23 protein-coding genes and 1 tRNA gene are annotated in these 25,935 nt (G+C 64.4%); 9 read left to right on the forward strand and 15 right to left on the reverse strand.

The genetic code is table 11. The annotated features are described in order from the left end of the window. Positions 1-22: 22 nt before the first annotated feature. The gene (locus DUGA2_RS20285; RefSeq protein ID WP_070271297.1) at positions 23-757 is read left to right on the forward strand and encodes a transporter substrate-binding domain-containing protein; all 735 of its coding nucleotides are present in this window, start codon (positions 23-25) and stop codon (positions 755-757) included. On the opposite strand, the gene DUGA2_RS20290 is transcribed toward DUGA2_RS20285, so the two are convergent. Together DUGA2_RS20290 and DUGA2_RS20295 are read right to left on the reverse strand one after the other, a co-directional pair. Then, the gene (locus DUGA2_RS20290) at positions 758-1,876 is read right to left on the reverse strand and encodes a YbdK family carboxylate-amine ligase (RefSeq protein ID WP_070271298.1); all 1,119 of its coding nucleotides are present in this window, start codon (positions 1,874-1,876) and stop codon (positions 758-760) included. Between the two features lies 1 nt (position 1,877). Further along, entirely contained in the window at positions 1,878-3,065 is a 1,188-nt protein-coding gene (locus tag DUGA2_RS20295; protein WP_070271299.1) for a cation:proton antiporter, read from the reverse strand. 85 nt (positions 3,066-3,150) lie between these two features. Here DUGA2_RS20295 and fghA point away from each other — a divergent pair, with 85 nt between their 5' ends. Beyond that, positions 3,151-3,996: an S-formylglutathione hydrolase gene (gene fghA / locus DUGA2_RS20300; RefSeq protein WP_070271300.1), complete on the forward strand. Its 846-nt coding sequence runs from the start codon at positions 3,151-3,153 to the stop codon at positions 3,994-3,996. Positions 3,997-4,014: 18 nt separating this feature from the next. On the opposite strand, the gene DUGA2_RS20305 is transcribed toward fghA, so the two are convergent. From DUGA2_RS20305 to DUGA2_RS20315, 3 genes are all read right to left on the reverse strand, one after another. Further along, positions 4,015-4,596: a DJ-1/PfpI family protein gene (locus DUGA2_RS20305; RefSeq protein ID WP_070271301.1), complete on the reverse strand. Its 582-nt coding sequence runs from the start codon at positions 4,594-4,596 to the stop codon at positions 4,015-4,017. 90 nt (positions 4,597-4,686) lie between these two features. Continuing rightward, positions 4,687-5,649: a chemotaxis protein gene (locus DUGA2_RS20310; protein ID WP_008449653.1), complete on the reverse strand. Its 963-nt coding sequence runs from the start codon at positions 5,647-5,649 to the stop codon at positions 4,687-4,689. Between the two features lie 171 nt (positions 5,650-5,820). Continuing rightward, positions 5,821-5,896: transfer RNA gene (locus tag DUGA2_RS20315), tRNA-Gly, on the reverse strand. 129 nt (positions 5,897-6,025) lie between these two features. Between DUGA2_RS20315 and DUGA2_RS20320 the strand changes: the two genes are divergently transcribed. The 5 genes from DUGA2_RS20320 (at position 6,026) to DUGA2_RS20340 (ending at position 11,484) form a co-directional block, all read left to right on the forward strand. Next, positions 6,026-7,660 (forward strand): Na+/H+ antiporter, encoded by a 1,635-nt coding sequence (locus tag DUGA2_RS20320; protein ID WP_070271302.1) that lies wholly within the window; start codon positions 6,026-6,028, stop codon positions 7,658-7,660. Positions 7,661-7,709: 49 nt separating this feature from the next. Beyond that, complete coding sequence (locus tag DUGA2_RS20325) at positions 7,710-8,783, forward strand: sensor histidine kinase (protein WP_070271303.1); 1,074 nt, start codon at positions 7,710-7,712, stop codon at positions 8,781-8,783. Continuing rightward, complete coding sequence (locus tag DUGA2_RS20330) at positions 8,771-9,583, forward strand: LytTR family DNA-binding domain-containing protein (RefSeq protein WP_070271304.1); 813 nt, start codon at positions 8,771-8,773, stop codon at positions 9,581-9,583. The genes DUGA2_RS20325 and DUGA2_RS20330 overlap by 13 nt, the downstream gene beginning before the upstream one ends. Before the next feature lie 70 nt (positions 9,584-9,653). After that, positions 9,654-10,154, forward strand: coding sequence for a VOC family protein (locus tag DUGA2_RS20335; protein ID WP_070271305.1), 501 nt, complete (start codon positions 9,654-9,656; stop codon positions 10,152-10,154). Positions 10,155-10,263: 109 nt separating this feature from the next. Beyond that, on the forward strand, positions 10,264-11,484 hold the full coding sequence (locus DUGA2_RS20340; RefSeq protein WP_070271306.1) for an acyltransferase family protein: 1,221 nt from the start codon (positions 10,264-10,266) through the stop codon (positions 11,482-11,484). Here the strand turns inward: DUGA2_RS20340 and DUGA2_RS20345 are convergent. Continuing rightward, positions 11,420-13,834, reverse strand: coding sequence for a penicillin acylase family protein (locus tag DUGA2_RS20345; RefSeq protein ID WP_070271307.1), 2,415 nt, complete (start codon positions 13,832-13,834; stop codon positions 11,420-11,422). The two genes, DUGA2_RS20340 and DUGA2_RS20345, sit on opposite strands and share 65 nt — an antisense overlap. A gap of 92 nt (positions 13,835-13,926) precedes the next feature. Further along, entirely contained in the window at positions 13,927-14,871 is a 945-nt protein-coding gene (locus tag DUGA2_RS20350; protein WP_070271308.1) for a bifunctional helix-turn-helix transcriptional regulator/GNAT family N-acetyltransferase, read from the reverse strand. A gap of 128 nt (positions 14,872-14,999) precedes the next feature. Here DUGA2_RS20350 and DUGA2_RS20355 point away from each other — a divergent pair, with 128 nt between their 5' ends. Together DUGA2_RS20355 and DUGA2_RS20360 are read left to right on the forward strand one after the other, a co-directional pair. After that, positions 15,000-15,503: a GAF domain-containing protein gene (locus DUGA2_RS20355; protein ID WP_070271309.1), complete on the forward strand. Its 504-nt coding sequence runs from the start codon at positions 15,000-15,002 to the stop codon at positions 15,501-15,503. 16 nt (positions 15,504-15,519) lie between these two features. Then, positions 15,520-15,918: a response regulator gene (locus tag DUGA2_RS20360; RefSeq protein WP_229214735.1), complete on the forward strand. Its 399-nt coding sequence runs from the start codon at positions 15,520-15,522 to the stop codon at positions 15,916-15,918. Here DUGA2_RS20360 and DUGA2_RS20365 read toward each other — a convergent pair. The 8 genes from DUGA2_RS20365 to DUGA2_RS20400 all read right to left on the reverse strand — a co-directional run bounded on the left by DUGA2_RS20365 (position 15,915) and on the right by DUGA2_RS20400 (position 25,935). Continuing rightward, the gene (locus tag DUGA2_RS20365; protein WP_008449692.1) at positions 15,915-16,853 is read right to left on the reverse strand and encodes a LysR family transcriptional regulator; all 939 of its coding nucleotides are present in this window, start codon (positions 16,851-16,853) and stop codon (positions 15,915-15,917) included. The two genes, DUGA2_RS20360 and DUGA2_RS20365, sit on opposite strands and share 4 nt — an antisense overlap. A gap of 56 nt (positions 16,854-16,909) precedes the next feature. Then, positions 16,910-17,872 carry a glycoside hydrolase family 43 protein gene (locus DUGA2_RS20370; protein ID WP_070271311.1) on the reverse strand — a complete coding sequence of 321 codons (963 nt, stop codon included), beginning with the start codon at positions 17,870-17,872 and terminating at the stop codon, positions 16,910-16,912. 12 nt (positions 17,873-17,884) lie between these two features. Then, positions 17,885-18,874 carry a galactofuranose ABC transporter, permease protein YjfF gene (gene yjfF, locus DUGA2_RS20375; RefSeq protein WP_229214736.1) on the reverse strand — a complete coding sequence of 330 codons (990 nt, stop codon included), beginning with the start codon at positions 18,872-18,874 and terminating at the stop codon, positions 17,885-17,887. Next, entirely contained in the window at positions 18,871-19,875 is a 1,005-nt protein-coding gene (locus DUGA2_RS20380; protein WP_373994844.1) for an ABC transporter permease, read from the reverse strand. Before DUGA2_RS20380 ends, yjfF begins: the two co-directional genes overlap by 4 nt. A 73-nt stretch (positions 19,876-19,948) precedes the next feature. Further along, the gene (locus DUGA2_RS20385; protein ID WP_070271313.1) at positions 19,949-21,484 is read right to left on the reverse strand and encodes a sugar ABC transporter ATP-binding protein; all 1,536 of its coding nucleotides are present in this window, start codon (positions 21,482-21,484) and stop codon (positions 19,949-19,951) included. Between the two features lie 4 nt (positions 21,485-21,488). Then, a complete protein-coding gene (locus DUGA2_RS20390) occupies positions 21,489-22,451 on the reverse strand; it encodes an ABC transporter substrate-binding protein (RefSeq protein ID WP_070271314.1) in 963 nt (320 codons plus the stop codon). Positions 22,452-22,558: 107 nt separating this feature from the next. Next, complete coding sequence (locus DUGA2_RS20395) at positions 22,559-24,928, reverse strand: glycoside hydrolase family 127 protein (protein WP_070271315.1); 2,370 nt, start codon at positions 24,926-24,928, stop codon at positions 22,559-22,561. After that, positions 24,925-25,935, reverse strand: coding sequence for an arabinan endo-1,5-alpha-L-arabinosidase (locus DUGA2_RS20400; protein WP_070271316.1), 1,011 nt, complete (start codon positions 25,933-25,935; stop codon positions 24,925-24,927). The genes DUGA2_RS20395 and DUGA2_RS20400 overlap by 4 nt, the downstream gene beginning before the upstream one ends.

The following is a 25,935-nucleotide window of genomic DNA, read 5'->3' on the forward strand; positions in this document are numbered from 1 at the left end:
GCTTACACCGATGAGGCCTCCCATGACGGGTACGCGTAGCGCCACCATGATCGCTGTCAGCTGCCTGATGCTGCCCTTGGGCTGCGCCGCTGAAAACGCTATCAATGTCGCTTATAGCGAACGTCCGCCCTACATGATTCCGATGCCGGACGGCGCCCCCAGCGGCCTGACCGGCACGCCCACCGCCAAGGCCTTCAAGATCGCCGGCATTCCTGTGGTCTGGCACAACGTGCCGACCAACCGCCAGCTGATCATGATTCACGACGCCAGCGCACTGAACTGCGCAGTCGGCTGGTTCTGGACGGCGGAGCGGGATGGCTTCGCCAAGTTCACCAAGCCGATCTATCGCGACAAGGATTGGATGGTGCTGGCCAACGCGGCCCTGGCGGCGCGCGGCGATACCACGCTGCGCGCGTTGTTGCAGCGGCCGGAAACCCGCATCCTGGTCAAGGATAACTATTCCTACGGCACTGAGCTGGACAAGCTGCTGGCGCCGCGCCGGGCCAGCCTGGCGATCTCCACCGCCGCCTCCGGCAAGATGGTGCAGTCGATCGCCAAGGGCGTGGTGGACATGATGTTCGTCTCCGAAGATGAAGGCCATTACATCATGGCCCACCATCCCGGCGAGCAAACCCGCGAGCTGCGCCTGCTGCACTTCAAGGACATGCCCCACGGCCCCGAACGCCACATCATGTGCAGCAAGGCCGTGCCGGACGATGTCATCAACCGCCTCAACAAGGCGATCACCGCCCGCTGATCACAGCCCCCGGAAACGCTGGATCGCCGCGTCCACCATGCCTTCGGCGCTGCCGCTGCGGTCGAACTGCTGGCGCAGGTAGTGGGCGTCGCTGCCCTCGTGCGTGACCTGCATCAAATGCTGCAAGCCCGCCGTGCCGCCCAGCGCGGCGCCGTGCGGCTCCATCTTGCGCAGCGTGGTCAGGATGTCTTCACGCAGCGACAGGCTCTCATACGTCTTCGGATGCACCAGCGTGCCGTCCAGCCCGAAGCGGCAGGCCTGGAAGCGGTTGTAGTTGTAGACCAGGTAGTCATCCTCGGCCGGCGCCTCTTCGCGCCGCTCCAGCAGGTAGCGGCACAGCGCCTGCAGATACACGGCCAGCGCCGCCGCCCGCTCCACCGTCAGCGGCGTGTCGCACACGCGCAGTTCGATGGTGCCGAACTCCGGCTTCGGCCGGATATCCCAGTAGAAGTCCTTCATGCTCTTGATGACGCCGGTGTGCTCCATCTTCGAGAAGTACTCGTGCTCGAACGTCGACCAGCGCTGCATGAACGGCGCCCGCCCGCTCATCGGGAAAGCGAACACGGAATTCAAGCGCGCCGAGTTGAACAGCGTGTCATTCCCCTGCACATACGGCGACGAGGACGATAGCGCGATAAAGTGCGGCACGTAGCGGCTCAACGAATGCAGCAGGAACAGCGCATCGTCGCCGGAGGCGCAGCCGATATGCACGTGCTGGCCGAAAATCGTAAACTGTTTAGCCAGATAGCCGTACAGCTCCGACACTTCCTTGAAGCGCGGCTTGGCAAAGATGCGCCGGTCCGACCACTTCTGGAACGGGTGCGTGCCGCCGCCGCAGATGCCGATATTGAGCTGCTCGCCGGCCTGCACCAGCGTGTCGCGTATCACCTGCAACTGCGACACCAGCTCGCTGTGGTTGGTGTGCACGTCGCTGTTAATCTCGATCATGCTCTCGGTGATCTCCGGCGTGACGTTGCCGGGGAAAGGCTTGCGGCTCAACAGGTGCAGCAGGTCCGGGCTGGAGGCGGTCAGGTCGAAGTCCGACAGGCTGACCAGTTGCAGCTCCAGCTCCACGCCCATGGTGAGCGGCTGCGATGATTTGAATGGTTCCAATGGCATGTTAGTGCTCCTCTTTAGCCGGGGTTTCGTTGGCCCAGATCAGCGCCCGCTGGGTGACGATGGGGCCCACCACTTCCAACAACAGCGTCATCGCCGCCAGCGCGGCCAGTTCGTCGACCAGCACGATACCCATGTATTTGGTCTGCTCCAGCAGCAGCGTGACGAACACCGACATCGGCGACAGCGCGATCCCGGTCAGCAGCCCCTTGCGCCACGAGATGCCGCCGGCGTGCGAGAACGCGGCGACGGCGGCGGCCTTAACCACGAAGCGCGCCAGCAGCAGCACCACGCCCAGGCCCAGTCCGGCCACCACGCGCTCCCATTCCAGCGTGGACACGGCGAACACGAACAGCAGCACCGTCAGCAGTTCGCCGATGCCGCCGAAGTTGCGCTCGGTGCGGCTGAAGGCCACGCGGCTGTGGCGTGCGGCCAGGCCGAAGGTCAGCGTCGCCAGCACAGGCGACACGTCGAAGGCACGCGCCATCGCCACCAGCAGGATCACGCCCAGCGCAAAGGCGATGGTGCCGTCCTGCCCGATCGCGCCCAGGCGCCTCAGCACGGCCGGCACGATGAAGCCCAGCACGGCGCCCATGGCGGCCGATACCAGCAACTCGATCAGGCTGTGCGATATCGCCTGCGTCAGGCTGCCGGAAGTCTGGAACACCCAGAAGCCGACCACCACCTTGAACACGAACACCGCCAGCACGCAGTTGATGGCAACCAGATGCAGCACGCGCTCGGTCACTTGGCCCGAGCTGTCTTCCTCGTTGATCACGCGTAGCACGCCGGCCGGCGAAGTCGACATAGCCAGCGAGGCCAGCAACAGCGAGGTCAGCGACGGCATGCCGGTCAGATGGGAAATCAGATAGACGACGCCGAAGGTGGCGGCCGATTCGGCCAGGCCGCTGACGGCGATCCAGGGATTGATGCGCAACCAGTTCAGGTTGATGCGATAACCAAATTCAAACAGTATCAGTCCGAAGGCCAGGTTGGCCAACATGGTCACATTGCTCGATGCGCCACTGCTCAGCGCGGCCGGCAGGGCCTGCGCCATCAAAAATCCTACCAGACCGTAGACGCTGATGCGCGGCAAACGGGTCCAGCGGTGCATGAGTTCTCCCGACAGCCAGGCCAATGCAATTGCCAAAGGCCAGCCTAGTTCGGTCATGATGACCTGAATATCCGGCATGTACTTCTCCTTTTTAAAGATACTTGTACAATTCTGAACAATTACGGCAATTCTCACCGTGCGCTAAGGAACATATAGGATCAACATGCTTGAATTAATCAGTGAACATGCCTGCTACGGCGGCGTACAGCGCTTCTACCGCCACGATGCACGCGAGATCGGCCTGCCGATGCGCTTTTCCGTTTTCATCCCGGTGCAGGCCGCCGACGGCCACGTGCCGGCGCTGTTCTACCTCGCCGGACTCACTTGCAATGAAGAGACTTTCATGACCAAGGCCGGCGCCCAGCGCGCCGCCGCCGAAGCGGGCCTGATGCTGATCGCGCCGGACACCAGCCCGCGCGGCGCCAACATCGCAGGCGAAGCGGACAGCTGGGATTTCGGCGTCGGCGCCGGCTTCTATCTCGATGCAACGCAAGAACCCTGGGCCAAGCACTACCGCATGTACAGCTACATCCACGAACTGCGCGAGCTGGTGGTGCAGGAACTGCCGGTGGACGCCGAACGCATCGGCATCTTCGGCCACTCGATGGGCGGCCACGGCGCGCTGACGATGGCGCTGAAGCGGCCGGACGTGTTCCGTTCCGTGTCCGCCTTCGCGCCCATCGCGGCGCCGTCGATGTGCCCTTGGGGTAAGAAGGCCTTCAGCGGCTACCTCGGCGACGACAGCAGCAGCTGGGAAGAGCACGACGCCAGCCTGCTGATGGCGCGCTCGCACACGCCGTTCCCGGCCGGCATCCTGATCGACCAGGGACTGGGCGATAAATTCCTGGCCGAGCAGCTGTATCCCGAGGTATTCGAAGCGGCCTGCCGCAGCGCCGCGCAGCCGCTGGAACTGCGGCGGCACGCGCGCTACGACCACGGCTACTACTTCATCAGCACCTTCATGGAAGACCACATCCGCTTCCACGCGCGCTGCCTGGCGGCGCTGTAGCCGGCGCCCGAACTTGATCTAGAGCTTGATTTCCGTGCCCAGGCGCTGCAGGAACTGGCCCAGCCACGCAGGGTGCGCGGGCCATGCGGGCGCGGTGACGAAGTTGCCGTCGGTGACAGCCTGGTCGACGGGAATGTCGGCGTAGTTCGCGCCGGCCAGCTTGACCTCCGGCGAGCAGGCCGGATAAGCCGAGATGGTCTTGCCGCGAATGACGTCGGCCGCCGCCAACAACTGCGCGCCGTGGCAAACGGCGGCGATCGGTTTCGACGCGGCGGCGAACTGCTGCACGATTTCAATCACGCGCGGATTGAGCCGCAGGTATTCCGGCGCGCGGCCGCCGGCGATCATCAGCGCGTCGTACTTGGCCACGTCGACATCGTCGAAGCTGGCGTTCAGCGCGAACAGGTGGCCCGGTTTTTCCGTGTAAGTCTGGTCGCCTTCGAAATCATGAATGGCGGTCTTGATGGTCTCGCCGGCACGCTTGTCGGGGCACACCGCGTGCACCGTGTGGCCCACCATCTGCAGCGCCTGGAACGGCACCATGGTTTCGTAATCCTCTGCAAAGTCGCCCGTCAGAAACAGAATTTTCTTAGCTGCCACGGTATATCCTTTCGAGAAATGAAAACAAAAAAAGGGCCGCGACGTTGTCGTCGCGGCCCTTCGATACTACCCTTGTTTGGCTGGTCGTGCTTACACGCCGGCCTTGCCCAGCACGGTACGGATGGTGCCCGCCAGATCCTCGGCCGAGAACTTGGCCACGTAGGCATCGGCGCCCACGCCCTTGACGTGATCTTCGTTGGTCTTGCCCGACAACGAGGAATGGATCACGACAGGAATCTTGGAGAAGCGCGCATCCTGCTTGACCAGGCGGGTCAGCGTGAAGCCGTCCATCTCCGGCATTTCCAGGTCGGTCAGGATCATGGCGACGCGGTCGGTGATCGGCACGCCTTCGGCCTTGGCGCCGTCGGAAATGTGCTGCAGGCGATCCCACGCTTCCTTGCCGGACTTGGTCATGATGAAGTGTGCCCCCATCGCTTCCAGGCCCTTCTCGATCAGGTTGCGCGCGACCACGGAGTCGTCCGCCGCCAGGATGACCGCGCCCGGCTTGAGGATGACTTTCGGGCCGATGGTTTCAGGATCGACGTCCTTGCCTTCGGACGGCACCAGCTCGCGCAGGATGGTTTCCACGTCCAGCACCTGGGCCAGGCGGGTGTTCTGCACGTCGCCGTCGACGCGGGCGATACTGGTGACTTTGCCGCCGGCGGTGCCTTCGGCGGTCAGCACCTGGCTCCAGTCCAGGCGCACGATTTCATCCACCGATTCCACGGCGAAGGCTTGGGTGGTGCGGGCGAACTCCGTCACCAACATGATATTCAGACCGGTTTTTGGGGTCACACCGACGATGCCTGGCAAATCCAGCACCGTGATGATTTGTCCGCGCAGATTGACGACGCCCAGCATATGTGGCGGGGATCCGGCCACTGCGGTCACTTCCGGCATCGCGACGATTTCGCGGATTTTGAAGACGTTAATACCGAACAACTCGGAATGTTCACCGTTGGCGTCGGCGCCAAGGCGGAACAGTAGCAGTTCGAATTTATTGGAGTTGGTCAGGTTACTGCGCTCATCAACTTCCTGTTGAACTGATTTCATAGATTTCGTCTCCGTCGGTGTTAGCTCCGTAAGAAGTATAACGTTTGCAACTGCCCTCGTCACATTTTGAAAGAAGAGATATTGATTTGCAGCACGATATACAACGGTTGGCGCAGCGACGGACGTAAAAAAGGAAGCCCTCGGGCTTCCTTTTAATATGCTACTGAATTCTGGAGCGGGAGAAGAGTCTCGAACTCTCGACCTCAACCTTGGCAAGGTTGCGCTCTACCAACTGAGCTACTCCCGCAGAAGACGAAATTATGACAGAAAGATTTCAACTTTACTAGTGCCCTGACTCAACTTTTTAGAAAACCATCGATGGTGTAAGCTTGGTAGCGTTTTGCAATGCGTATCGTATCGATAATAAGGAACGGGAATGGATTCAATCGAAGTCGTGCTGGTGATGCTGCTGGCGGTGGTGGCCAGCGCCTACCTCACCCGCCTGCTGCCGCGCGCGGTGCCGCTGCCGCTGGTGCAGATCGCGCTCGGTGCGCTGATCGCCGCCAAGTCCACGCGCGGCGTGGACCTGGAGCCGGACCTGTTCTTCCTCGTCTTCCTGCCGCCGCTGCTGTTCCTGGACGGCTGGCGCATCCCCAAGAGCGGCCTGCTGCGCGACAAGGGCACCATCCTGGAGCTGGCCCTGGGCCTGGTGGTGTTCACCGTGCTGGGCGCCGGCCTGCTGATCCACTGGCTGATCCCGGCCATGCCGCTGCCGGTGGCCTTCGCGCTGGCGGCCATCATCTCGCCGACCGATCCGATCGCCGTCAGCTCCATCGCCGCCACCACGCCGATTCCGAAACGGCTGATGCACATCCTGGAAGGCGAATCGCTGCTGAACGACGCTTCCGGCCTGGTGTGCTTCCGCTTCGCCGTGGCCGCCGCGATGACCGGCGCATTCTCCGTCAGCACCGCCGGCCTCACCTTCGTCTGGCTGGTGGTGGCCGGCATAGGCGCCGGCGTCGGCGTGACGATGCTGGTGACGTGGGCGCAGCGCTGGCTGACCTATCGTTTCGGCGAACCGGTCGGCTCGCCCATCCTGGTCAACCTGCTGCTGCCGTTCGGCGCTTATCTGGTGGCCGAGCGCATGCATGCATCCGGCATCCTGGCGGCGGTGGCCGCCGGCATCACCATGAGCTACGTGGAGCTGAGCGGCCACGCGCTGGCCAACACCCGTATCCAGCGTTCGGCAGTGTGGGACACGGTGCAGTTCGCGCTGAACGGCATCATGTTCGTGCTGCTGGGCGAGCAGCTGCCCGACATCTTCCGCGGCGCCAGCGCCACCATCGAAGAGAGCGGGCACCTGAATCCTTGGTGGCTGGCGGTGTATGCGGTGGCCATCAACGTCGGCCTGCTGATGCTGCGCATGCTGTGGGTATGGGCTTCGCTGCGGCTGACGATTTTCAAACAGAAGATACGCCACCAGCCGCGCATGAAGATCAATCCGCGCCTGCTGCTGGCGACCACGCTGGCCGGCGCGCGCGGCGCCATCACGCTGGCCGGCGTGCTGACGCTGCCGCTGGCGCTGCCGGACGGCTCGCCCTTCCCTGCGCGCTCGCTGACCATCTTCCTGGCCTGCTCGGTGATCCTGGTGTCGCTGCTGGTCGCCAGCCTGGGCCTGCCGCGCCTGCTGGCGGGCATGACCTTCCCGCCCGAGCCGGAAGAGCAGCGCGAAGAAGACCAGGCGCGGCGCGCGGCGGCCAACGCCGCCATCGTCGCCATCGAGCACACGCAGGTGGTGCTGATGGAGGCCGAATCGTGCATCGATCCGGAGGCGTATCCGCAGGCGGCGGCGCGGGTGATCGCCTTCTACGAGCATAAACTCAAGGAAGTCGATCCCGAGAACGACGCGGCCTGGCGCAAGACCGACCACGCCGAGAAGGAGCTGCGGCTGGCGGCGCTGGACGCCGAGCGCACCACCATCTACGACCTGGCGCGGCACGACCGCATCTCCGACGAGATTTCGCGCAAGCTGGTGCGCGAGATCGACTTGATGGAAGCGCGCTACCGCTAGCCTACTCGGATCATTGACGTATTGACAATAATCGGTAATCATCTGGACCATGTTCAAAAAACGCTCACGCATCGCGCTCGCCATTGCCTGGGTTCTGTTCTGGCTGCTGATGAACATCACCGCCGTGCAGGACTACCTGCATGACGGGAATCACGACATCTGGAAGCCGATCCTGTGGGAGACCTCGTCCTCGGTGACGGCCACGTTGCTGCTGCTGGCGCAGCGCTACTTCACCAGCAAGTACGACGCCCTGGTGGCGCAGCCGCTGCGCTGGTTCGGATTGCAGCTGTTATGCCTGCCGGTGTATTGGGCGACGTTCGTGCCGCTAGCCTTCGGCATCCGCCACGCGGTCTACGCCATGGCCGGCCAGACCTACACCCACACGCCATGGCCCGAGACCTTCCTCTACGAAGACATCAAGATCACGGTATTCTTCAGCACCTTCACCGCCATCACCTTCGGCGTGCTGTCCTACCACGCCATGCAGGCCGAGAAGCTGCGCGTGGAGCGCATGAACAACTCGCTGCGCGAGGCGCAGCTGCTGCGGCTCACCCAGCAGATGCAGCCGCACTTCCTGTTCAATGCACTCAACACCATCTCCTCGCTGATGCACAGCGACGTGGCGCGCGCCGACGCGATGCTGATCCAGCTGGCCGACGTGCTGCGGGCGACGCTGGATGTCAGCGAGCAGCACCAGGTGACGCTGGAGATGGAGCTGCGCCTGCTGCGCGGCTATGCGGCCCTGATGAGCGAACGCTTCTCCGACCGCGTGCGCATCGACTGGCACATCGACGACGCCCTGCTCGACTGCCAGGTACCGGTGATGAGCATGCAGCCACTGCTGGAGAATATCTTCAAGCACACCGTCGAACGCCGCCGCCAGGCCACCGCCATCACCATCTCGGTCAGCCGCGACCAGGACGCCATGCTGCTGCGGCTGGAGGATGACGGCGGCACGCTGGCAAACAGCGCCACGCCCGGCCCCACAGCCGGCAGCGGCATCGGCGTGCGCAACCTGCGCGAACGGCTGGCGGCGCTGTATGGCGCCGGCGCTTCCTTCGACCTGATCCAACTATCGCCCGCCGGTGTGCGGGCAGAAATGCGATTGCCATGCGCGTCCTGATCGTCGACGACGAGCGCCCCGCGCGCGACAAGATGCGCCGCCTGCTGGAACAGGAGGCCGACATCACCGCCATCGACGAAGCCCGCGACGGCGTCGACGCGCTGGAGCGCCTGCCAGGCTTCGCGCCCGACCTGCTGCTGCTCGACATCCAGATGCCCGAGATCACCGGCCTGGACGTCGCCGCCTCGCTGCCGGCGCCGGCGCCGCTGGTGGTGTTCGTCACCGCCTACGACGAATACGCGATCCGCGCCTTCGACGCCAACGCCATCGATTACCTGCTTAAACCTTACGACCAGCAGCGTCTGCAACGCGCCCTCCAGCGCGTGCGCGAACGTCTCGCGCAGCAGCGCGCAGCCGCCCTGACCGTTCCATCCATGCCCTTGAACCTCCACGAAGAAACCATCTCCGCACCACCCGCTCCGCAGCCCGCGCTGCCCGCCATCCGCCAGTTGCTGATCCCCGAACGCGGCGGCACCCGCATCGTCCGGGTCGAGCAGATCCAATGGATAGAAACCGCCGACAACTACGTCGTGCTGCACACCGACGACGGCCAGCCGCTGATGCGCCAGACGCTGGCCGGCCTGGTGGACAAGCTCGGTCCGCGCTTCCAGCGCTGCCACCGCCGCGCCGCCGTGCAGCTGGACTGGGTCGCCAGCGTGCAGCACCTCGACAAGGGCGACGGCGAACTGGTGCTGCGCAGCGGCGCCCGCGTGCCCTGCTCGCGCCAGTACCGCGCCGAAGTGATGGACCGCCTGCAGGCGACGGCTAGCCGTGCGCCGGCACAGCCGCCATCCTGCTAGCCTCTTTCAGCAAGGGCCAGCCTGTGCCCGGACAGCAGGCGTCGTCGTCAACCAAGATCAGGAGACCACCATGCACAGCATCCAGAAGATCACTCCCTTCCTGTGGTTCTCGGGCCGCGCCGAGGAGGCCGCCGAGTATTACGTCGGCATTTTCCGCAACTCCCGCATCTGCCAGGTCATACGCTATACCGAGGCCGGCCAGGAACAGCACCGGCAGCCGCCAGGCAGCGCCATGACCGTCGCCCTGAAACTGGACGGCCAGGACTTCACGCTGCTGAACGGCGGGCCGATCTTCCAGTTCACGCCGGCGATCTCCTTCGTGGTCAACTGCGAAAGCCAGGAAGAGATCGATTATTTCTGGGAGCGCCTGTCCGAAGGCGGCGCGCCGGAAGCGCGGCAGTGCGGCTGGCTGGCCGACAAGTTCGGCCTGTCGTGGCAGATCGTGCCGACCGCGCTGCCGGCAATGCTGCAGGACGCCGATGCCGAAAAAGCCGGCCGCGTCATGGCGGCCCTGATGGGCATGAAAAAGATCGACCTCGCCGGGCTGAAAAAGGCCTACGCCGGCCAATAGCTAGTGTGGCCAACCGGCCCGCCCCACCAGCATCCCGTTTCGCCCCATCGCGCTTTACGCCGGCCATGGGGCGCATCTAGACTGGCTCCATTAAAACAAGGAGCCAGCCATGCAGCAAAACGACCATCAGCGCCTGTACTTCCTCGACTGGATACGCATCTTCGCCTTCTTCGTCCTGATCTTCTACCACACCGGCATGTACTATGTGAGCTGGGGCTGGCACGTCAAGAGTCCCTACGCCAGCACCGCCATCGAACCGCTGATGCTGCTGTCGTCGCCGTGGCGCCTCGGCCTGCTGTTCATGATCTCCGGCGTCGCCACCGCCTTCATGCTGAAGAAAATCCGCGTCGGCGCCCTGCTCAGACAGCGCAGCTGGCGCCTGCTGGTGCCGCTGGTGTTCGGCATGCTGGTGATCGTGCCGCCGCAGTCGTATTTTGAAGTGATCGAAAAGCTCGACTACGCCGGCAGCTACGCCGACTTCATGCGCCTGTATGTCAGCGGCTACCACGGCTTCTGCAAGGAAGGCAGCTGCCTCGACCTGCCGACCTGGAACCACCTGTGGTTCGTGGTCTACCTGTGGGCCTACACGCTGCTGATCGGCGCCGTGGCCGCACTGGCCGGCGCCGCGCGCCTGAAGTCGTGGTCCGACGCGCTGGGCCGCCGCCTGACCGGCTGGAAGATCATCGCGCTGCCGGTGCTGGCGCTGTACGCGGCCCGCTACGCGCTGGTCGAGTACTTCCCCGAGACCCACGCGCTGGTCAACGACTGGTACAACCACGCCCACTACCTCATCCTGTTCGGCCTGGGCGTGATGCTGGCTTTGCAAAGCGGCTTCTGGGCCAATGTGGACCAGCTGCGCTGGACCAGCCTGGGATTGTGGCTGTTCAGCTGGGCCGCGATGGTGTGCCTGCACACCATGCCCGAGCCGATGGGCGATCTGCCGATCATCACGCAACTGAAACCGCTGCTGCGCCTGATCTTCTGCGTCGGCCAGTGGGCGCCGATCGCCGCCATCTGCGGCTTCGGCCACCGCCACCTGAACTTCGACAGCGCCAAGCGCCGCTACCTGACGGAGGCCGTGTTCCCGGTCTACATCCTGCACCAGACGCTGATCGTCTGCATGGCGCACTGGCTCAAGCCGGTGAAGATGGCGCCGGGTACCGAAGGCGGGGTACTGGTCGTGCTGACCTTCGCCCTCAGCTTCGGCATCTTTGAAGCGGTGCGCCGCGTCGCCGTGCTGCGCCCACTGTTCGGACTCGGTCGCGCTACTTCACAAACGCCAGCGTATGCACCGCAGGACCAGGCAGCAGCGGTGTCTCACGCCCGCTAACCCAGTCGTTGCGGCCATCGAGGAAGTACGGCGACAAGGGATGGCCGCTTTGCCCGCCCGGCATGTTGAACACGCCCTGTTCCTCATGGCCCGGCGACACCGTCAAGCGTTCCGACTGGCCGAATCCCGGCCCCGACACGCGCGGCATGTGCTGGTCGCCGGGCAGCATGTCCGGCGCGACCTTCAGGTATTTGCCCAGCACCGGCACCACGGCCGCAAACGGATGCGCGCTGGCCGCCGTATTGCGCCGGCCCCAGGTGGCGGCCGCCAGCGGCTTGCCATCCCTGGTCAGGTCGACGACCACGCGGTCCAGCGCCGCCAGCTGCAAGGCCTGCCAGCTGGCGTACTGCGGCGGCAGCCAGCCGGCCGGCTGCTGGTCCAGCATGCGCGCCACCACCACCGGCCAGCGCGACGTCACCGCCGCCATGCTGGCCTTGGAATCCACCTTCGCCATTTCCTCGTTGGCGCTCTCGAACAGGATGTCGTACAGCGCATACATGTAGGAGCGCGAAATGCGGTAGCCCACCGAATCCACGCTGGCCTTGCCGGTCCAGCTGTCCTTGAGCAGCTTCAAGGCCTCGGCCCGTTGCGGATGGCCTTCCAGCGCCTTGGCGTCCAGTGCGGCGATGGCGCGCTCGCGCCACGCGGCCTGGAACACGGCGCGATCGTCCAGCGTGATGGCGTAGACTTTCTTCACATCGGTCTTCGGCCCCAGCGCGGTCAGGTCGTCGCGCACCTGGTGCGTGCGCGCGCCGAGGTCGAAGCCGCCGTCGCCCAGCAGCTCGGCGCCGGCGTTGGCCAGCTGGCGGCTGTTGGCGGTGGCCAGCTGGCCGCCCGCCGGATTGACGACCTTCGGATATTCGTCCGGCTTCAGCCAGCCGGTCCAGACGCCGGCCTGGTCGTCCGCCGTCAGCGGATAGGTGGCCGCCACGCCGGCCGGCGCGCGGCGCGGCAGCGCACCGGCGATGGTCCAGCCGATATTGCCCTTGTCGTCGCCGCCGACAAAATTCTGCGCCGGGATGCCCATGGTGGGCGCGATCGCCAGCGCCTGCTCCAGCGTGTCGGCGAACTCCAGGTTCTTGGCGTTGAGGTTGACCGCCACCGCCGTGTGCGCAACCCAGTGGATGGCGTAGCTGCGGCCCATCGCTTCGCGTATCGGGCCAAGGCTGGTCTCGCGCACGGCCAGTTTGGCGGCCGCCTCGCCTTTGATCAATATCGTTTCCTCGTGCAGCACCGGGGTCTCCCAACCGCTCTGCGTGCGCACCTGGCCCGGTTTGGCGGCATCGGTGTCGAGCGCGATCAAATCCAGGTAATCGCCGTAGCTGTTGGTGAAGCCCCAGGCCACGTGGCCGTTGCTGCCGACCACCACCACCGGCGCACCCGGCAGCGTGACGCCGACCACGCGCCGCTGTCCGCCTTTGCCGTCCGGGAACTGCAAGGCGGCGCGGTACCAGATCGCCGGCAGCTGGATGCCGAGGTGCATATCGTCCGACACGATGGCGGCGCCGGTGTCGCTGCGCGCGCCCGCCACGGCCCAGTTGTTGCTGCCCACGGTGTTGAGCAATTCGGCCGCCGCCACCTTCGGATCGGTATGCGAGGCGTTGCCGTCCGCCTTGGGCTTGCCCCACCATGCAGGCGGCGCGGAAGGAAGCGCGATGTCCGCCGCCGCCACCGATTGCGCGTCGAGCGGTGCATCCCACAACGTCGACTCCGGCGCCAGGAAGGCGCGCTGTTCTTCGCTCGCGTGGTCGCGGAACCAGCCGCGCGCCAGCTCGCGCGGCTCCTGGCTGCCCTGCAGGTCGAAGTACATGGCCCAGATCACCAGCAGCGAATCGGCCGGCGCCCAGGCGCGCGGCGGGGTGCCGATCAGCGTGTATTCGAAGGGCTTGGCGCCGAGTTTGTCCAGGCCCGCGTTGACGCCTTCCACGTAGCGGTCCAGCAGCGCGCGGTCGGCCGCCGGCATGGATTTCAGCGCCAGCTCGGCGCGGGCGCGGAAGCGGTGCAGGCGATGGGACTTATCGAGCGGCAGCGCGCGGGCGCCGAACAGCTCCGACAGTTCGCCGGCCGAGACGCGGCGCAGCAGGTCCATCTGGAAGTAGCGCTCCTGCGCGTGCACGAAGCCGGTGGCGTAGGCGACGTCAAGCCGGCTGCCGCCGCTGATCAGGGGCACGCCGTGCTCGTCGCGCGCCACCGTGGCGCCGCTTTCCAGTCCGGCCGTCTTCAGCGTGCCGTCCAGTTGCGCAAGGCTGCCGCGCAAATGCAACCACGCCGCCGCGACAGCGAGCAAAATCAACACCACCAATCCGATTACGACACGCTTGGACCACACTGCCAGCCTGCTCTTTTGCATAGATTCCCCATGATAGATTAACTTGCCATGTTGCGAATAATGCCAGAGAACCGCCTGCGCAGGCAATCAAGTGCTTGATGATATCGAAGCGGTCAGAGGTCCAGCTCCCAGGTTTCGTTGACCATCTGTTGGCCGAATGCGAATACCGGCTCTTCCGCCACCAGCACATAGCCCTTGCCGAGGTAGATCTGGCGGGCTTCCTTCTGCTGGTCGGTGGTCCACAGGCGCATCTTGCGGTAGCCGGCGGCGCGGGCGAAGCGGTGGCACTCGTCCACCAGCCGCGAACCGAGGCCGTAGCCGCGCGCCGGCTCGTCCACCAGCAGCAACCGCAGCTTGCCCACGCCCTGCTCGCCGCTGCGCGCCAGCGCGATCGAGCCCACCGGCTGGCCCGCCATCTCGGCGATCCAGCACTGCTCCAGCGCCGGATCGAAATGGCGCTCGAAGTCGGCGCAGATCTCGCCGACCAGGGTTTCGAAGCTGTCGTCCCAACCCTGTTCCGACGTGTACAGCGCGCCGTGGCGGCGGGTGATCCACGCCATGTCGCCGGCGCGGTGCGGGCGCAGCACGAAAGGCTGGGCGTATTTGAGGCCGCTGCTGTCGTCCAGCAGCTGCTGGATGGTCCGCATCGCATCGAGCATGCGCAGCTGGTCGGACTCGCCGAAGCGAGCCAGCAGATCGCCGACCTCCTCGCGCGAGCGGCGGTCCAGCGGCTCGTAGACGGCGCGGCCGCGCGCCGTCATGTGCAGCAGCTTGGTGCGGCCATCGGTGGCGGACGGCACGCGGGAGACCAGCCCGGCGCTCTCGAACTTGGCCAGGATGCGGCTCAGATAACCCCGGTCCAGCCCCAGGTCGCGGCCCAGTACTGCGGCCGGCTGGTCGCCGTGGTGCGCCAGTTCGTACAGCACGCGCATCTCGGTCAGCGTGTATTCGCTGTGCAGCAGGCCTTCGCGCAGCACGCCGATCTGGCGCGTGAAGAAGCGGTTGAAGGAACGGACCGCCGCAACGCGGTCATCGGCGACGGGAACAGGAACGGGCATACGCACTCCGGCAAAAATTCATACGCCGATTTTGCGACACATTGTTGACTGAGTCAACAATAAATTCCGCCGTCGCCGCCGCAACGGTGCTACAGTCGTCACACACCGACTTCGCGACCGTGACGCCTATGCTAGCTGCCCCGATCCCCGACAACGATGCCGAACGCCTGGCGGCGCTGCGCGAACTGCTGATACTGGACACGCCGCCGGAACAGCGTTACGACAAGGTGGTGCAGTTCGCCGCCGAAGAATTCGACATGCCGATCGCGCTGCTGTCGCTGATCGACGAGAACCGTCAGTGGTTCAAGGCCAACGTGGGCATGGACATCTGCGAGACCGCGCGCGACATCTCCTTCTGCGGCCACGCGATCCTGCAGCCCGATATCTTCGTCATCCCCGACGCCCGCGCCGACGCGCGCTTTGCCGACAACCCCATCGTCACCGGCGAGCCTCATGTGATTTTCTACGCCGGAGCGCCGCTGCGCATGCCGTCCGGGTTCACCATCGGCACGCTGTGCATCATCGACCACAAGCCGCGCACGCTGGACGCCACCGAACTGGCGATCCTGACCACGCTGCGCGACCTGCTGCTGGAGGAACTGAACGGATCCGCGGAGGCGGCACATGCCTGAGAGCGGGATCAAAAACATGAACATGCTGCTGGTGGAAGAGCAAACGCTGCTGCGCCGGACGGTCTCGCTGACCGCGCGCTCGCTGGGCATGGGGACCATCCATGAAGCGGCCAGCATGGAAGCGGCCGAACGCCTGCTGCGCGAACGCAGTTTCCAGGGCGCGGTGATTTCCATCGACTGCGGCACGCTGCCCGGCTGCGAGTACAACCTGACCTTGCTCGACCGCATGCGCCACGGCATGTACGCCAGCGACAGCAACATCCCCATCGCGGTGATGGCGGAACACGCCACAGCGGAACTGCTGCAGGATCTGCGTGCCCGCAACGTCAACCGCGTGATCCTCAAGCCCTTCCGCGCCAAGGTGCTGCTGGACGCCTTCGCCAGCTTCGGACAGGCGCAGGCGCCCAAGTCCTAGTACATCTCCTTCGCCACTTCGCGCACGATCTTCAGCAGCAAGCTGGCGCCGGGCGACATGATGTGGCCGTCCACCGTGATGATGCCGTAGCCGTCCATGCGGCACGGCAGCTCTATCGGCAGGATGTTGAGCACATTCTGCGATTCGTAATACTTGGCGACAGCGACCGGCATCACGTTGAGCGCGTCCGTCTGCTGCAGCAGCGGTTTGATCAGCAGCACGGCGGTGGTGTCCACCACGTTGGACGGCACTTCGAGACCGGCGCGGCGGAACATCAACTCGCAGCGGGCGCGCAGGATGCTGCCTTGCGACGGCAATATCCACGGCTGGCTGGCGATGTCGCGCAGCGACAGGTTGCGCACCTTCAGCAGCGGATGGCCGGGCCGCACCACCGCGCACGCCGGCTCGTCGCCCAGCTCCTCGTAGCTCAAGCCCTCCGCGCTCTGGCGCTCGGGGATGCGGCCGATCATGAAGTCCAGACGCCCGCGCTGCAACTGTTCCAGCAGGATGTTGGACTGCTCCATCTCCACGCCGATGCGCAGCTTGGGCGCCTGCGCCTTGGTGCGCGTGATCGCCTGCGGCAGCAGCGCTATCCCCGGCGTCATGATGGTGCCGATATCCACCTGCCCGGACAGGCCGGCCTTGATGGCGACGATGTCCTCGTGCGCCAGCGAGAGGCTGGTCAGCGCCATGCGGGCGTGGCGTATCATCGTCTCGCCGTAGATGGTCGGCTCCATGCCGCGCGGCAGGCGGTCGAACAGCTGCACGCCCAGCATCTCCTCCAGGTCCTTCAGCTGCTTGGAGGCGGCCGGCTGCGTCATGTGCAGCTCTTCCGAGGCACGGTGGATATTGCGTTGTTCGTCGAGCGCGATCAGCAGCAGCAGCTGGCGCGTCTTCAGACGCGCGCGCAAGAACCAGTTCGGGTTAGTTTCCATAGAAAAATGATATCACAATCGGTATTGATCTTGGTGGCATACCGACTGTTGCGATATCACTTGCATGCGGCGGAAGGATTGGCGGCAGGGCCTTCCTTGGTCTGCCTGATGAAGGGGATGGTGCCGTCGGCGTTGTACTGGAACTCCTCCACCGCGACCGAACGGCGGTACTCGCTGCCGCCCGGCAGTTTGGCATTGTGGTAGAAGATGTAGGACTTGCCGTTGAAGTCGATGATGGCCTGGTGGATGGTCTTGACCTTGGCGTTCTTCGACATGATCACGCCGCGATAGCGCCATGGGCCGGTCGCGCTCGGGCCGGTCATGTACGCCGTCTCTTCCGGGAAGTTGCGGGAATAGGATAAATAGTATGTGCCGTTATGCTTGTGCAGGTAGGAGGCCTCGGTGAACATGTCCATGCCGACGGTCTGGATCGGGCCGTCGAATTCGATCATGTTCGGTTTCAGCTTGGCGTACTTCAGCACCGTGTTGCCCCAGTAGAGATAGGCCTGGCCGTCATCATCCTGGAACACGGCGGGATCGATGTCGTCCCACGCGATCGGCGATTGCAGGGTCATGTCGTTCGACACCAGCGCCGAGCCGCGCGCATCGACGAAGGGGCCGGTCGGGCTGTCGGAGACGGCGACGCCGATGGCATGGCCGGGAATGGTCGCGTGGTCGACCGTCGAATAGAAGTAGTACTTGCCATCGCGCTTGCTGATGTCGGCGGCCCAGGCGTGGCCGCGCGCCCATTTGAAGGTGGAGGCCTGCACCGGCGAGCCGCGATCGGTCCAGTTCTTCATATCGCAGCTGGTGTAGACGCGCCATTCGTTCAGCACATAGTCCGGGCTCTTGGGCGTGGCTTCGTCATGGCCGACGTACAGATAGACGGTGCCGTTTTCCACGTAGGCCGACGGATCGGCCGTGAACAGTTTGGTGAACAGCGGATTGGCCGCCTGCGCGGCGCCCATCGCCAGGCCCGCCAGCGCGACGGCGGCAAATGTAGTCAGTTTGTTTTTCAAAGCTCTCTCCGGTTATTTTTTATGTTTTGCGCCCAATGCCATCAGCCGCTGCACCACGCAGAAGACAAACAGCAGGCCGCCGATCACGATTTTGGTCCACCACGAACTGAGGGTGCCGTCGAAGGCGATCAATGTCTGTATGGTGCCCAGCACCAGCACGCCGGACAGCGAGCCGGCCACGTAGCCATAGCCGCCGCTGAGCAGCGTGCCGCCGATGACCACCGCCGCTATCGCGTCCAGTTCCGTCCCTTGCGCATGCAGGCCGTAGCCGGACAACATGTAGAACGAGAACAGCACGCCGGCCAGCGCGGCGCAGAAGCCGCTGAAGGCGTAGATCATCACCTTGGTGCGCCCTACCCTCAGGCCCATCATCAGCGCCGACTGTTCGCTGCCGCCGACCGCATAGATGGCGCGGCCAAACGGCGTGCAGTGCGCGACGTAGATGGCGGTGGCCAGCGTCAGCAAGGCGATCAGCGCGCCGGGCGAGATGAAGCCGCCCAGTATCGGCAACTGCGTCTGCGACATGGCGACATAAAGTGGATCGTCGATGGTGATCGAGTTAATGCTGATCAGGTAGCACAGGCCGCGCGCCAGGAACATGCCGGCCAGCGTGACGATGAACGGTTGCAGCTTGAAGTAATGGATCATCGCGCCCATGGCCGCGCCGAAGGCCGCGCCCAGCGCCAGCGCGATGACGATCACCAGCAGCGGCGGCAGGTGCCAGCTTTGCAAGAGCCACGCGGAGACCATCGTCGTCAGCGCCAGCACCGAGCCTACCGACAGGTCGATGCCGCCGGAAAGGATGACGAAGCTCATGCCGACGGCGATCACCAGCAGGAAGGCGTTGTCGATCAACAGATTGAAAAGCACCTGCAAAGACAGGAAGCCGGGATAGACAACGCCGCCCGCCGCCAGCAGCACAACCAGCAGCAGCACCGTCACCAGCGATGTGAAGTACGGCGACGCCATCCAGGCCCGCCCGCGAAGTATCATGCCGCTCATGCCGCGCCACCTTGTTTTTTGGCGCGCAGGGCACGCCACATGTTCTTGAATTCCGCCGACTGCGACAGGCAGACCAGGAAGACCACCACGGACTTGACGACCATGTTCACTTCCGGCGGCAGGCCGAGGGAGTAGATGGTGTAGGTCAGCGTCTGGATGATCAGCGCGCCGATGACGCTTCCCGCCAGGCTGAATTTGCCGCCAGCCAGCGAGGTGCCGCCCAGCGTGACCGCGAGGATGGCGTCCAGCTCCAGCAGCAAGCCGGCGTTGTTGGCGTCCGCGCTCTTGATGTTCGCGCTGATCATCAGCCCGGCCAGGCCGGCGCTGGCGCTGCAGAATACGTAGACGAAGAAGACCAGCACCGCCGTCTTCAAGCCTGCCAGCCTCGCCGCGACCGGATTGATGCCGACCGCCTGGATGAACAGGCCCAACGCCGTCTTGCGCATCAACAGTGCGGTCGCCAGGAACACGGCGCCGACGATGTAGAGCGAGAACGGCAGGCCGAAAAGGTAGCCGCTGCCGAGGAAGAAGAACGGCTTGTAGTAGACGGTGAGGATCTGGCCGTCGGTGAAGAGCTGGGCCAGGCCGCGCCCCGCCACCATCAGGATCAGCGTGGCGACGATGGGTTGCAGTCCCAGGCCGGCGACCAACAGGCCGTTCCACGCGCCGCACAGCAGCGCCGCCCCCATCGCTGCGCACAGTGCCCATGCCATCGGCGTGTCGGCGGCGGAGGCGCCGCCGATGAGCATCGCGGCGACGGTGCCGCTGATGGCCACCACCGCGCCGACCGAGATGTCGATGCCGCGCGTTGCGATCACCAGCGTCATGCCGAGGGCGGCCAGCACCAGCGGCGCGGCGCGGTTGGCGATGTCGATCAGGCTGCCGTACAGGTGGCCGTCCTTGATCTCAAGGTGGAAGAAGCCGGGGACCAGCAGCAGGTCCACCAACAACAGCAGGACCAGCGCCGCCAGCGGGCGGAATAAGGAATGGCGCACAAACATGGACAAGACCGAAGTGGTGGCGGTGGCCGGGCGGCTGCCCGGGGCGCGGGATGCGGCAACGCCGTTCATTGGGCTATTCATGGCCGTCCCCTGCGGCGATCACTTGCAGCACCGAGGTTTCGTCCAACGCGCCACGCGGGTACTCGCCCCCGGCCTTGCGGTCGCGCATGACGACGATACGGTCGCTCACGCGCAGCACCTCCGGCAGTTCGGACGAGATGAACAGGATCGACATGCCCTTGCGGCACAACGCTGTCACATAATCCATGATCTCCTGCTTGGCGCGCACGTCGATGCCGCGCGTCGGCTCGTCCAGGATCAGCATTTTCGGCTCCGTGGCCATCCAGCGCGCCAGCAGCACCTTCTGCTGATTGCCGCCGGAGAGCGTACCGATAGGCGTCTCGATGCTGGCCGTCTTGATGCCCAGCGCTTTGACGTATTCCTCAGCCAGCTGCTGCTGGCGTTTGAGCGGAATCGCGCGCAGGATGCCGGTGCGGGCTTGCAGCGCAAGGATCAGGTTCTCGCGCACCGACAGCTCCAGCACCGCGCCCTCGTGCTTGCGGTCTTCGGAGCAGAAGCCGATGCCGGCTGCGATGGCGTCGCGCGGTGAAGCGAAGTTGCACTCCTTGCCGTCGATGACGATGCTGCCGCTGTCCGCGCGGTCGGCGCCGAACAGCAGGCGCGCAGCCTCGGTGCGGCCGGAGCCCAGCAGGCCGGCCAGCCCTAGCAGCTCGCCTTGCCGCAGCTCGATATCCATCGGCGACAGCGCGCCCTTGCGGCCAAGGCCAACAGCGCGCAGGAAGGTCGTGAGTTTCGACGGTGCGGATGGCGCAGCGGCAGCAACCGGCGATGGCGCAGGTGCCTGCGCTGGCGCTGGCGCCCCCACCATCTTGTTCACCAACTCAAGCCGCGACAACTCGCTGCATGCATACTCGCCCTCACGCTCACCGTTGCGCATGACGGTGATGCGATCCGAAATCGCGTAGGTCTGGTCCAGGAAGTGCGTCACAAACAATATCGCCATGCCCTGCTCGCGCAGCCCGCGCAGGACGTTGAACAACAGTTCTACCTCTTTCTCATCGAGACTGGAAGTCGGCTCATCGAGTATCAGCACCTTGGCCGACACCAGCAACGCCCGCGAGATCGCCACCATCTGCTGTATCGCCAGCGGATAGCGCGCCAGCGGCAGCGACACATCGATCTGTATCTGCATCCGCTCCAGCAGCTCCGTCGCCTGCCGCTGCATGCCGGCCCAGTCGATACCGCCACGCTTGCGCGGATAACGGCCGATGAAGATATTCTCCGCCACCGACAGGTTCGGACAAAGATTCACTTCCTGATAAACGGTGCTAATGCCCAGGTTCTGCGCATCCAGCGTGGACGAAGGCTGTATCGCCCGCCCGTCCAGCAGAATCTGCCCCTGGTCCGGCGCGTACACGCCGGTGAGAACCTTGATCAGCGTCGATTTGCCGGCGCCATTCTGCCCCATCAGCGTATGCACCTCGCCCGGATACAGGTTCAGCGCGACGCCGCTCAAAGCCTGCACACCCGGGAAAGCCTTGCTGATACCGCGCAGCTCCAGCACCGGCGCGGAAGATAAGATAGCCATTGGATCAGTATTTACGGTTCGGGAATTCCTTGGCCGCGACTTCGGCCGGGAACACGCCCTCTTGGGTGACAACGCGCTTGGGCACCGGTTTGTTCGCCACCACATCGCGCGCCAGCTGCATCAGCTGGGGGCCCAGCAGCGGGCTGCACTCCACCGTCACGTTCAGCTTCCCGGCGATCATCGCCTCGAAAGCGCCCTTGACGCCGTCAATGGAAATCACCACGATGTCCTTGCCCGGCTTCATTCCGGCTTCCTCGATCGCCTGGATCGCGCCAATCGCCATGTCGTCATTGTGCGCGTACAGCACGTTGATCTTCTTGCCCTCGGCCTTCAGGAAGGCTTCCATCACCTCCTTGCCCTTGGCGCGGGTGAAGTCGCCGGTCTGCGAGCGGATCACCTTCAGCTTGGGATTGCCGGCGATGACTTCCTCGAAGCCCTTCTTCCGATCCAGCGCAGGCGCCGAACCGACCGTGCCTTGCAGCTCAACGATATTGATAACGGTATCGGGCGTCTTCCTGGCGCGCTCCAGCAGCCAGCGGCCGGCGCGGCGGCCCTCTTCCACGAAGTCCGAGCCGATGAAGGTCGCGAACAGCGAAGGATCGCTGACATTAACGGCGCGGTCGGTCAGGATGACGGGGATCTTCGCGGCCTTGGCTTCGCGCAGCACCGTGTCCCAGCCCGATTCCACCACCGGCGAAAACGCGATCACGTCCACGCGCTGGGCGATGAAGGAGCGGATCGCCTTGACCTGGTTCTCCTGCTTCTGCTGGGCGTCCGCGAACTTGAGGGTGATGCCGTCCTTCTTGGCGGCGTCCTTGATCGAGACGGTGTTCGCGGTGCGCCACTCGCTTTCGGCGCCGACCTGCGAGAACCCGATCACCAGCGGCTTGGCCGCGAAGACCGGGGTGTTGAAGGCAAAGGCGGCCAGGAATGCGGCGGCCAATACGGTTCTGCGATTGCATGTCATAGCAAAGTCTCCAGATGGATTTTTATGTATTTTCTGGATCACATACTATGAGAAACACGAATATCTATCCAATGACATTTTCTGGCAGTTTGATACTCGTTTTGACATCAGCGCAGCAGCCGTAAACCGTACAAGCCGCCCGCCATCGAGCCCTCGCGCGCGACAAATCTGACCGCCAGTTTGCCGCCGGCCCGCATCGCAGGCGGGATGACGTAGTCCCTTGTGTAGATCTCCTGCGGCGACGCGGCGTCCAGCACTACCTCGGCCAGCAGCAGGCCGTTAATGAAGATATCGAAGCGGCGGCCCGCATCCAGTGTCGAGTAAGTCAACCGCAGCGTGCGTGCTTCGCCCTTCGGGTCGTTCAGATCATAGCTGAACCAGCCGCTCGCATGCCGCCAATGCAGGCCTTTGTTGATGCCCGCGTCGGCGCCCTCGCCTTTGAAGAAATGGTCCGACTCCGGCTGCTGCTCGCCCGGCGCGAGCTGGTCGATGGTCTGCGCATCCAGCGCCAGCCGCGCCGCCTCGTCCTGAGCGGCCCTGGTCTGCATGGAGGCCAGGTTGGCAGGCGTCGAATACGGCCAATACAGCACATAGCGCGAATCGTGCAGGCGGAAGAACGGGATGAACGTGACGCTGCCGACGTTCTTGCCCTGCACCAGGCCGGGCGCGGTGAACGTCAGCGGTTTGCCAGAAACCGGCTTGAAGCGATCCATGAAGGCCTTGGTATCGCTGACGAGCACCGGCGCGGACTCCAGCGGGCAGACCTGCCCTTGCGCCACGTGGCCCATGCGCGAGTCGTCGGCGAAGAAGTTCAGCTTTTCGCCGGCGAAGGGATTGGTCTTCGCCGCCAGCACGATGGGGCCGTGCAGCACCGCGTAATAGTTGGATTTGTCCGGCATCTGCTCCAGATGGGTTTTCATCGGCAGCCGGATATCGACCTTGTCGCCGTCGCGCCATAGCCGGTGCAGGCTGACGTAGCGGTCCGCGCCTGCATCGGCCCGCACAGGCTTGCCGTTGACGGTGATACGCAAGGCGCCCCGCGCCACCCACTCGGGATAGCGGATCTTCATCGTAAAGGCCTTGCTGCCATGGACCGTGATGGTGCTGCGCTCCTCGTCAGGGAAGCGATTGGTCTGGGCGATCGTCACGCCCTGGGCGCGCCAGTTCAGCGTCGATGGGATGAACAGGTTCACATACAACTGGTCGCCGCGATGCGCGTAAATGAACTCGCCGTACTTGGCATGGCTTTCGATGCCGGAGCCCACGCAGCACCACATGGCCTTGTCCACCTGCGAGTAGACGCGATAGTGATTGGGCCGCATCGGCGTGAAGTAGACGAAGCCGCCGCTGTCCGGACGCTGCGAGGACAGGATATGGTTGTACAGCGCGCGCTCGTAGTAGTCGGTGTAGCTGCCGTTGGCGTCACTGAGGAACAACAGCTCGGTAAGCTTGAGCATATTGTAGGTATTGCAGGTTTCGGGGCCTTCCACCTCGTCGACCATGGACGAGAAGTCCCTGTCGTCGTGGAAGTGCTCCTTGATGCTGTTGCCCCCGATGGCGACGGTACGGTGATCGCGCACGGTCTGCCAGAAGAACTGCGCGGCCTGCTGCCAATCGCGGCGGCCGGTCATGTCGCCGATGCGTTTGAAGCCTATCACCTTGGGAATTTGCGTATTGGCGTGCAGGCCGGTGAGCTGGTCCTTGCCCTCTTCCAGAGGCCGCAGAATGGCCTGGTGCGAGAAGCGGATCGCCAGGTCCATGTATTTTTTTTGCCCCGTCATCTGGGCGACATCGACCAGTACTTCATTCATGCCGCCATGTTCGCTGCGCAGCATCGTCTGCATCTGTTCTTCGCTCAGGTGCGACGTGAGTTCCAGCGCCCAGTCGGACATCGAGACCAGCATGGCGCGTGCGTCCGCGTTGCCCGCATAGGTATAGGCATCGCGCAGGCCGGCGTACACCTTGTGCAGGTTGTACCACGGGACCCATTTGCCGTTGACGGAGAAGTTATCCGCATGGAGCTCGCCCCTGGCGATGGCCTGCCACGCGGCGCTGCCGTCCGGGATGCCGCCGATGTAGCCGTTGCCATTGCGCTCCTGGCAGCGTTTAAGTTCCGCGACGAAGTAGTTCAACCGACGCAGGACTTCCTCGTCACCGGTGGACGCGTACATCAGCGCCAGCGCGGACAGGTAGTGGCCGCCGAGATGGCCGTCCAGACCCGTGGACTCCCAATTGCCGTAGCTCGGCTGCTTCAGCGGCAGTCCGGCTTCGCGCAGGAATGGGGCCAGCAGGCGGTCGGGCTCCATCTCAAGCAGGTAGTGGAGGTCCGTCCGCTGGGCTTCCAGAAACGGGCTGTCGCCCAGGCGGACGTCAGCCAGGGGGAACAGCTGCAACGGCGCGGTAGCATTGGCCGATCCACCCAGCACCGCCGCAAAGATGAACGCAGCGGCCCTGCGCAGCGCGACCGCCACCGTCATGGCGTCGGCAGCTGCGTGCTGCGGTACCGGTTCAGGTCAGCCTGGTCCACAGACGGCCAGCCACTGGCGTCCCACTTCATTTCCATGATTTTCAGCTTTTGCAGGTAGTTATCCGCCGTCTCGTAGGCGTGCAGCACCATGAAGTCCTTGCCATCGATGGTGTAGGCGCTGTTGTGGCCCAGGCCTTTCCAGTCCTTGTCGCCGGCGATGACGGTGGAGCCGCCGCCCTTCATCATGTCCACGCCGTTCTTGTCGACGTACGGCCCGGTGACATCCTTCGACCGTCCGACCACGACATGGTAAGTGCTGTCGCCCTTGCGGCAGCAAAGCCCGAAGGATGCGAACAGGTAGTAGTACTCGCCCTTCCTGAAGATAAAGGGCGCTTCGATTTCATCCGGCCCGGCCGACTTGTCCGCCACCGACGGCCCGCGCGAGCGGCTGGCGATAGCGTGCCATTCCTGCGGCTCCGCCAGGCCGGTCCAATCCGCGTTCAGCCTGACCAGTTTCAGCCCGCTCCAGAAGGAGCCGAACGCCATCCACGCGCCACCCTTGCCGTCTTCGACGATGTTCGGGTCGATGGCGTTCCAGTCGTCACGCAGCGGCACCGATTGCAGCACCATGCCCTTGTCTTCCCAACGGTAGTCCGGCGAGCGGGGATTGAGCGTCTTGCTGATGGTGACGCCGATGCCCGACGTGTTCTTGCCGAAGCCGGACACGGAATAGTACAAATAGTATTTACCATTATGGAAGTGCACATCCGGCGCCCAGATATGGCCGTCGAACGTCGGCGCGGCGCGCTTGGCCCACACCGGCTGCTCCTTGAAGACCCGGCCTTCCGGCGTCCAGTCCTTCATGTTTTTGGAGCTGTAGAAGGTGATGCCCGGCCCCGTACTGAACACGTACCAGGTATCCCCCTCCTTCGCCATCACCGGATCATGGACGCTCACTTCCTTGGCGGAGCAAGCCGACAGCGCCGCCAGACCCAATGCAAATATCGCAGACTTCAT

Source organism: Duganella sp. HH101, assembly GCF_001758795.1.
Lineage (GTDB): Bacteria > Pseudomonadota > Gammaproteobacteria > Burkholderiales > Burkholderiaceae_D > Rugamonas > Rugamonas rivuli.

Excerpts from the sequence above, each read along its gene's own strand:
- DUGA2_RS20310 (WP_008449653.1), bottom strand. The coding sequence starts at position 5,649 with ATGAAATCAGTTCAACAGGAAGTTGATGAGCGCAGTAACCTGACCAAC.
- DUGA2_RS20325 (WP_070271303.1), top strand. The coding sequence starts at position 7,710 with ATGTTCAAAAAACGCTCACGCATCGCGCTCGCCATTGCCTGGGTTCTG.
- DUGA2_RS20380 (WP_373994844.1), bottom strand. The coding sequence starts at position 19,875 with ATGTTTGTGCGCCATTCCTTATTCCGCCCGCTGGCGGCGCTGGTCCTG.
- DUGA2_RS20335 (WP_070271305.1), top strand. The coding sequence starts at position 9,654 with ATGCACAGCATCCAGAAGATCACTCCCTTCCTGTGGTTCTCGGGCCGC.
- DUGA2_RS20330 (WP_070271304.1), top strand. The coding sequence starts at position 8,771 with ATGCGCGTCCTGATCGTCGACGACGAGCGCCCCGCGCGCGACAAGATG.
- DUGA2_RS20360 (WP_229214735.1), top strand. The coding sequence starts at position 15,520 with ATGAACATGCTGCTGGTGGAAGAGCAAACGCTGCTGCGCCGGACGGTC.
- fghA (WP_070271300.1), top strand. The coding sequence starts at position 3,151 with ATGCTTGAATTAATCAGTGAACATGCCTGCTACGGCGGCGTACAGCGC.
- DUGA2_RS20400 (WP_070271316.1), bottom strand. The coding sequence starts at position 25,935 with ATGAAGTCTGCGATATTTGCATTGGGTCTGGCGGCGCTGTCGGCTTGC.
- DUGA2_RS20295 (WP_070271299.1), bottom strand. The coding sequence starts at position 3,065 with ATGCCGGATATTCAGGTCATCATGACCGAACTAGGCTGGCCTTTGGCA.
- DUGA2_RS20365 (WP_008449692.1), bottom strand. The coding sequence starts at position 16,853 with ATGGAAACTAACCCGAACTGGTTCTTGCGCGCGCGTCTGAAGACGCGC.
- DUGA2_RS20290 (WP_070271298.1), bottom strand. The coding sequence starts at position 1,876 with ATGCCATTGGAACCATTCAAATCATCGCAGCCGCTCACCATGGGCGTG.
- DUGA2_RS20320 (WP_070271302.1), top strand. The coding sequence starts at position 6,026 with ATGGATTCAATCGAAGTCGTGCTGGTGATGCTGCTGGCGGTGGTGGCC.
- DUGA2_RS20285 (WP_070271297.1), top strand. The coding sequence starts at position 23 with ATGACGGGTACGCGTAGCGCCACCATGATCGCTGTCAGCTGCCTGATG.
- DUGA2_RS20355 (WP_070271309.1), top strand. The coding sequence starts at position 15,000 with ATGCTAGCTGCCCCGATCCCCGACAACGATGCCGAACGCCTGGCGGCG.
- yjfF (WP_229214736.1), bottom strand. The coding sequence starts at position 18,874 with ATGAGCGGCATGATACTTCGCGGGCGGGCCTGGATGGCGTCGCCGTAC.
- DUGA2_RS20390 (WP_070271314.1), bottom strand. The coding sequence starts at position 22,451 with ATGACATGCAATCGCAGAACCGTATTGGCCGCCGCATTCCTGGCCGCC.
- DUGA2_RS20345 (WP_070271307.1), bottom strand. The coding sequence starts at position 13,834 with ATGCAAAAGAGCAGGCTGGCAGTGTGGTCCAAGCGTGTCGTAATCGGA.
- DUGA2_RS20350 (WP_070271308.1), bottom strand. The coding sequence starts at position 14,871 with ATGCCCGTTCCTGTTCCCGTCGCCGATGACCGCGTTGCGGCGGTCCGT.
- DUGA2_RS20395 (WP_070271315.1), bottom strand. The coding sequence starts at position 24,928 with ATGACGGTGGCGGTCGCGCTGCGCAGGGCCGCTGCGTTCATCTTTGCG.
- DUGA2_RS20340 (WP_070271306.1), top strand. The coding sequence starts at position 10,264 with ATGCAGCAAAACGACCATCAGCGCCTGTACTTCCTCGACTGGATACGC.
- DUGA2_RS20385 (WP_070271313.1), bottom strand. The coding sequence starts at position 21,484 with ATGGCTATCTTATCTTCCGCGCCGGTGCTGGAGCTGCGCGGTATCAGC.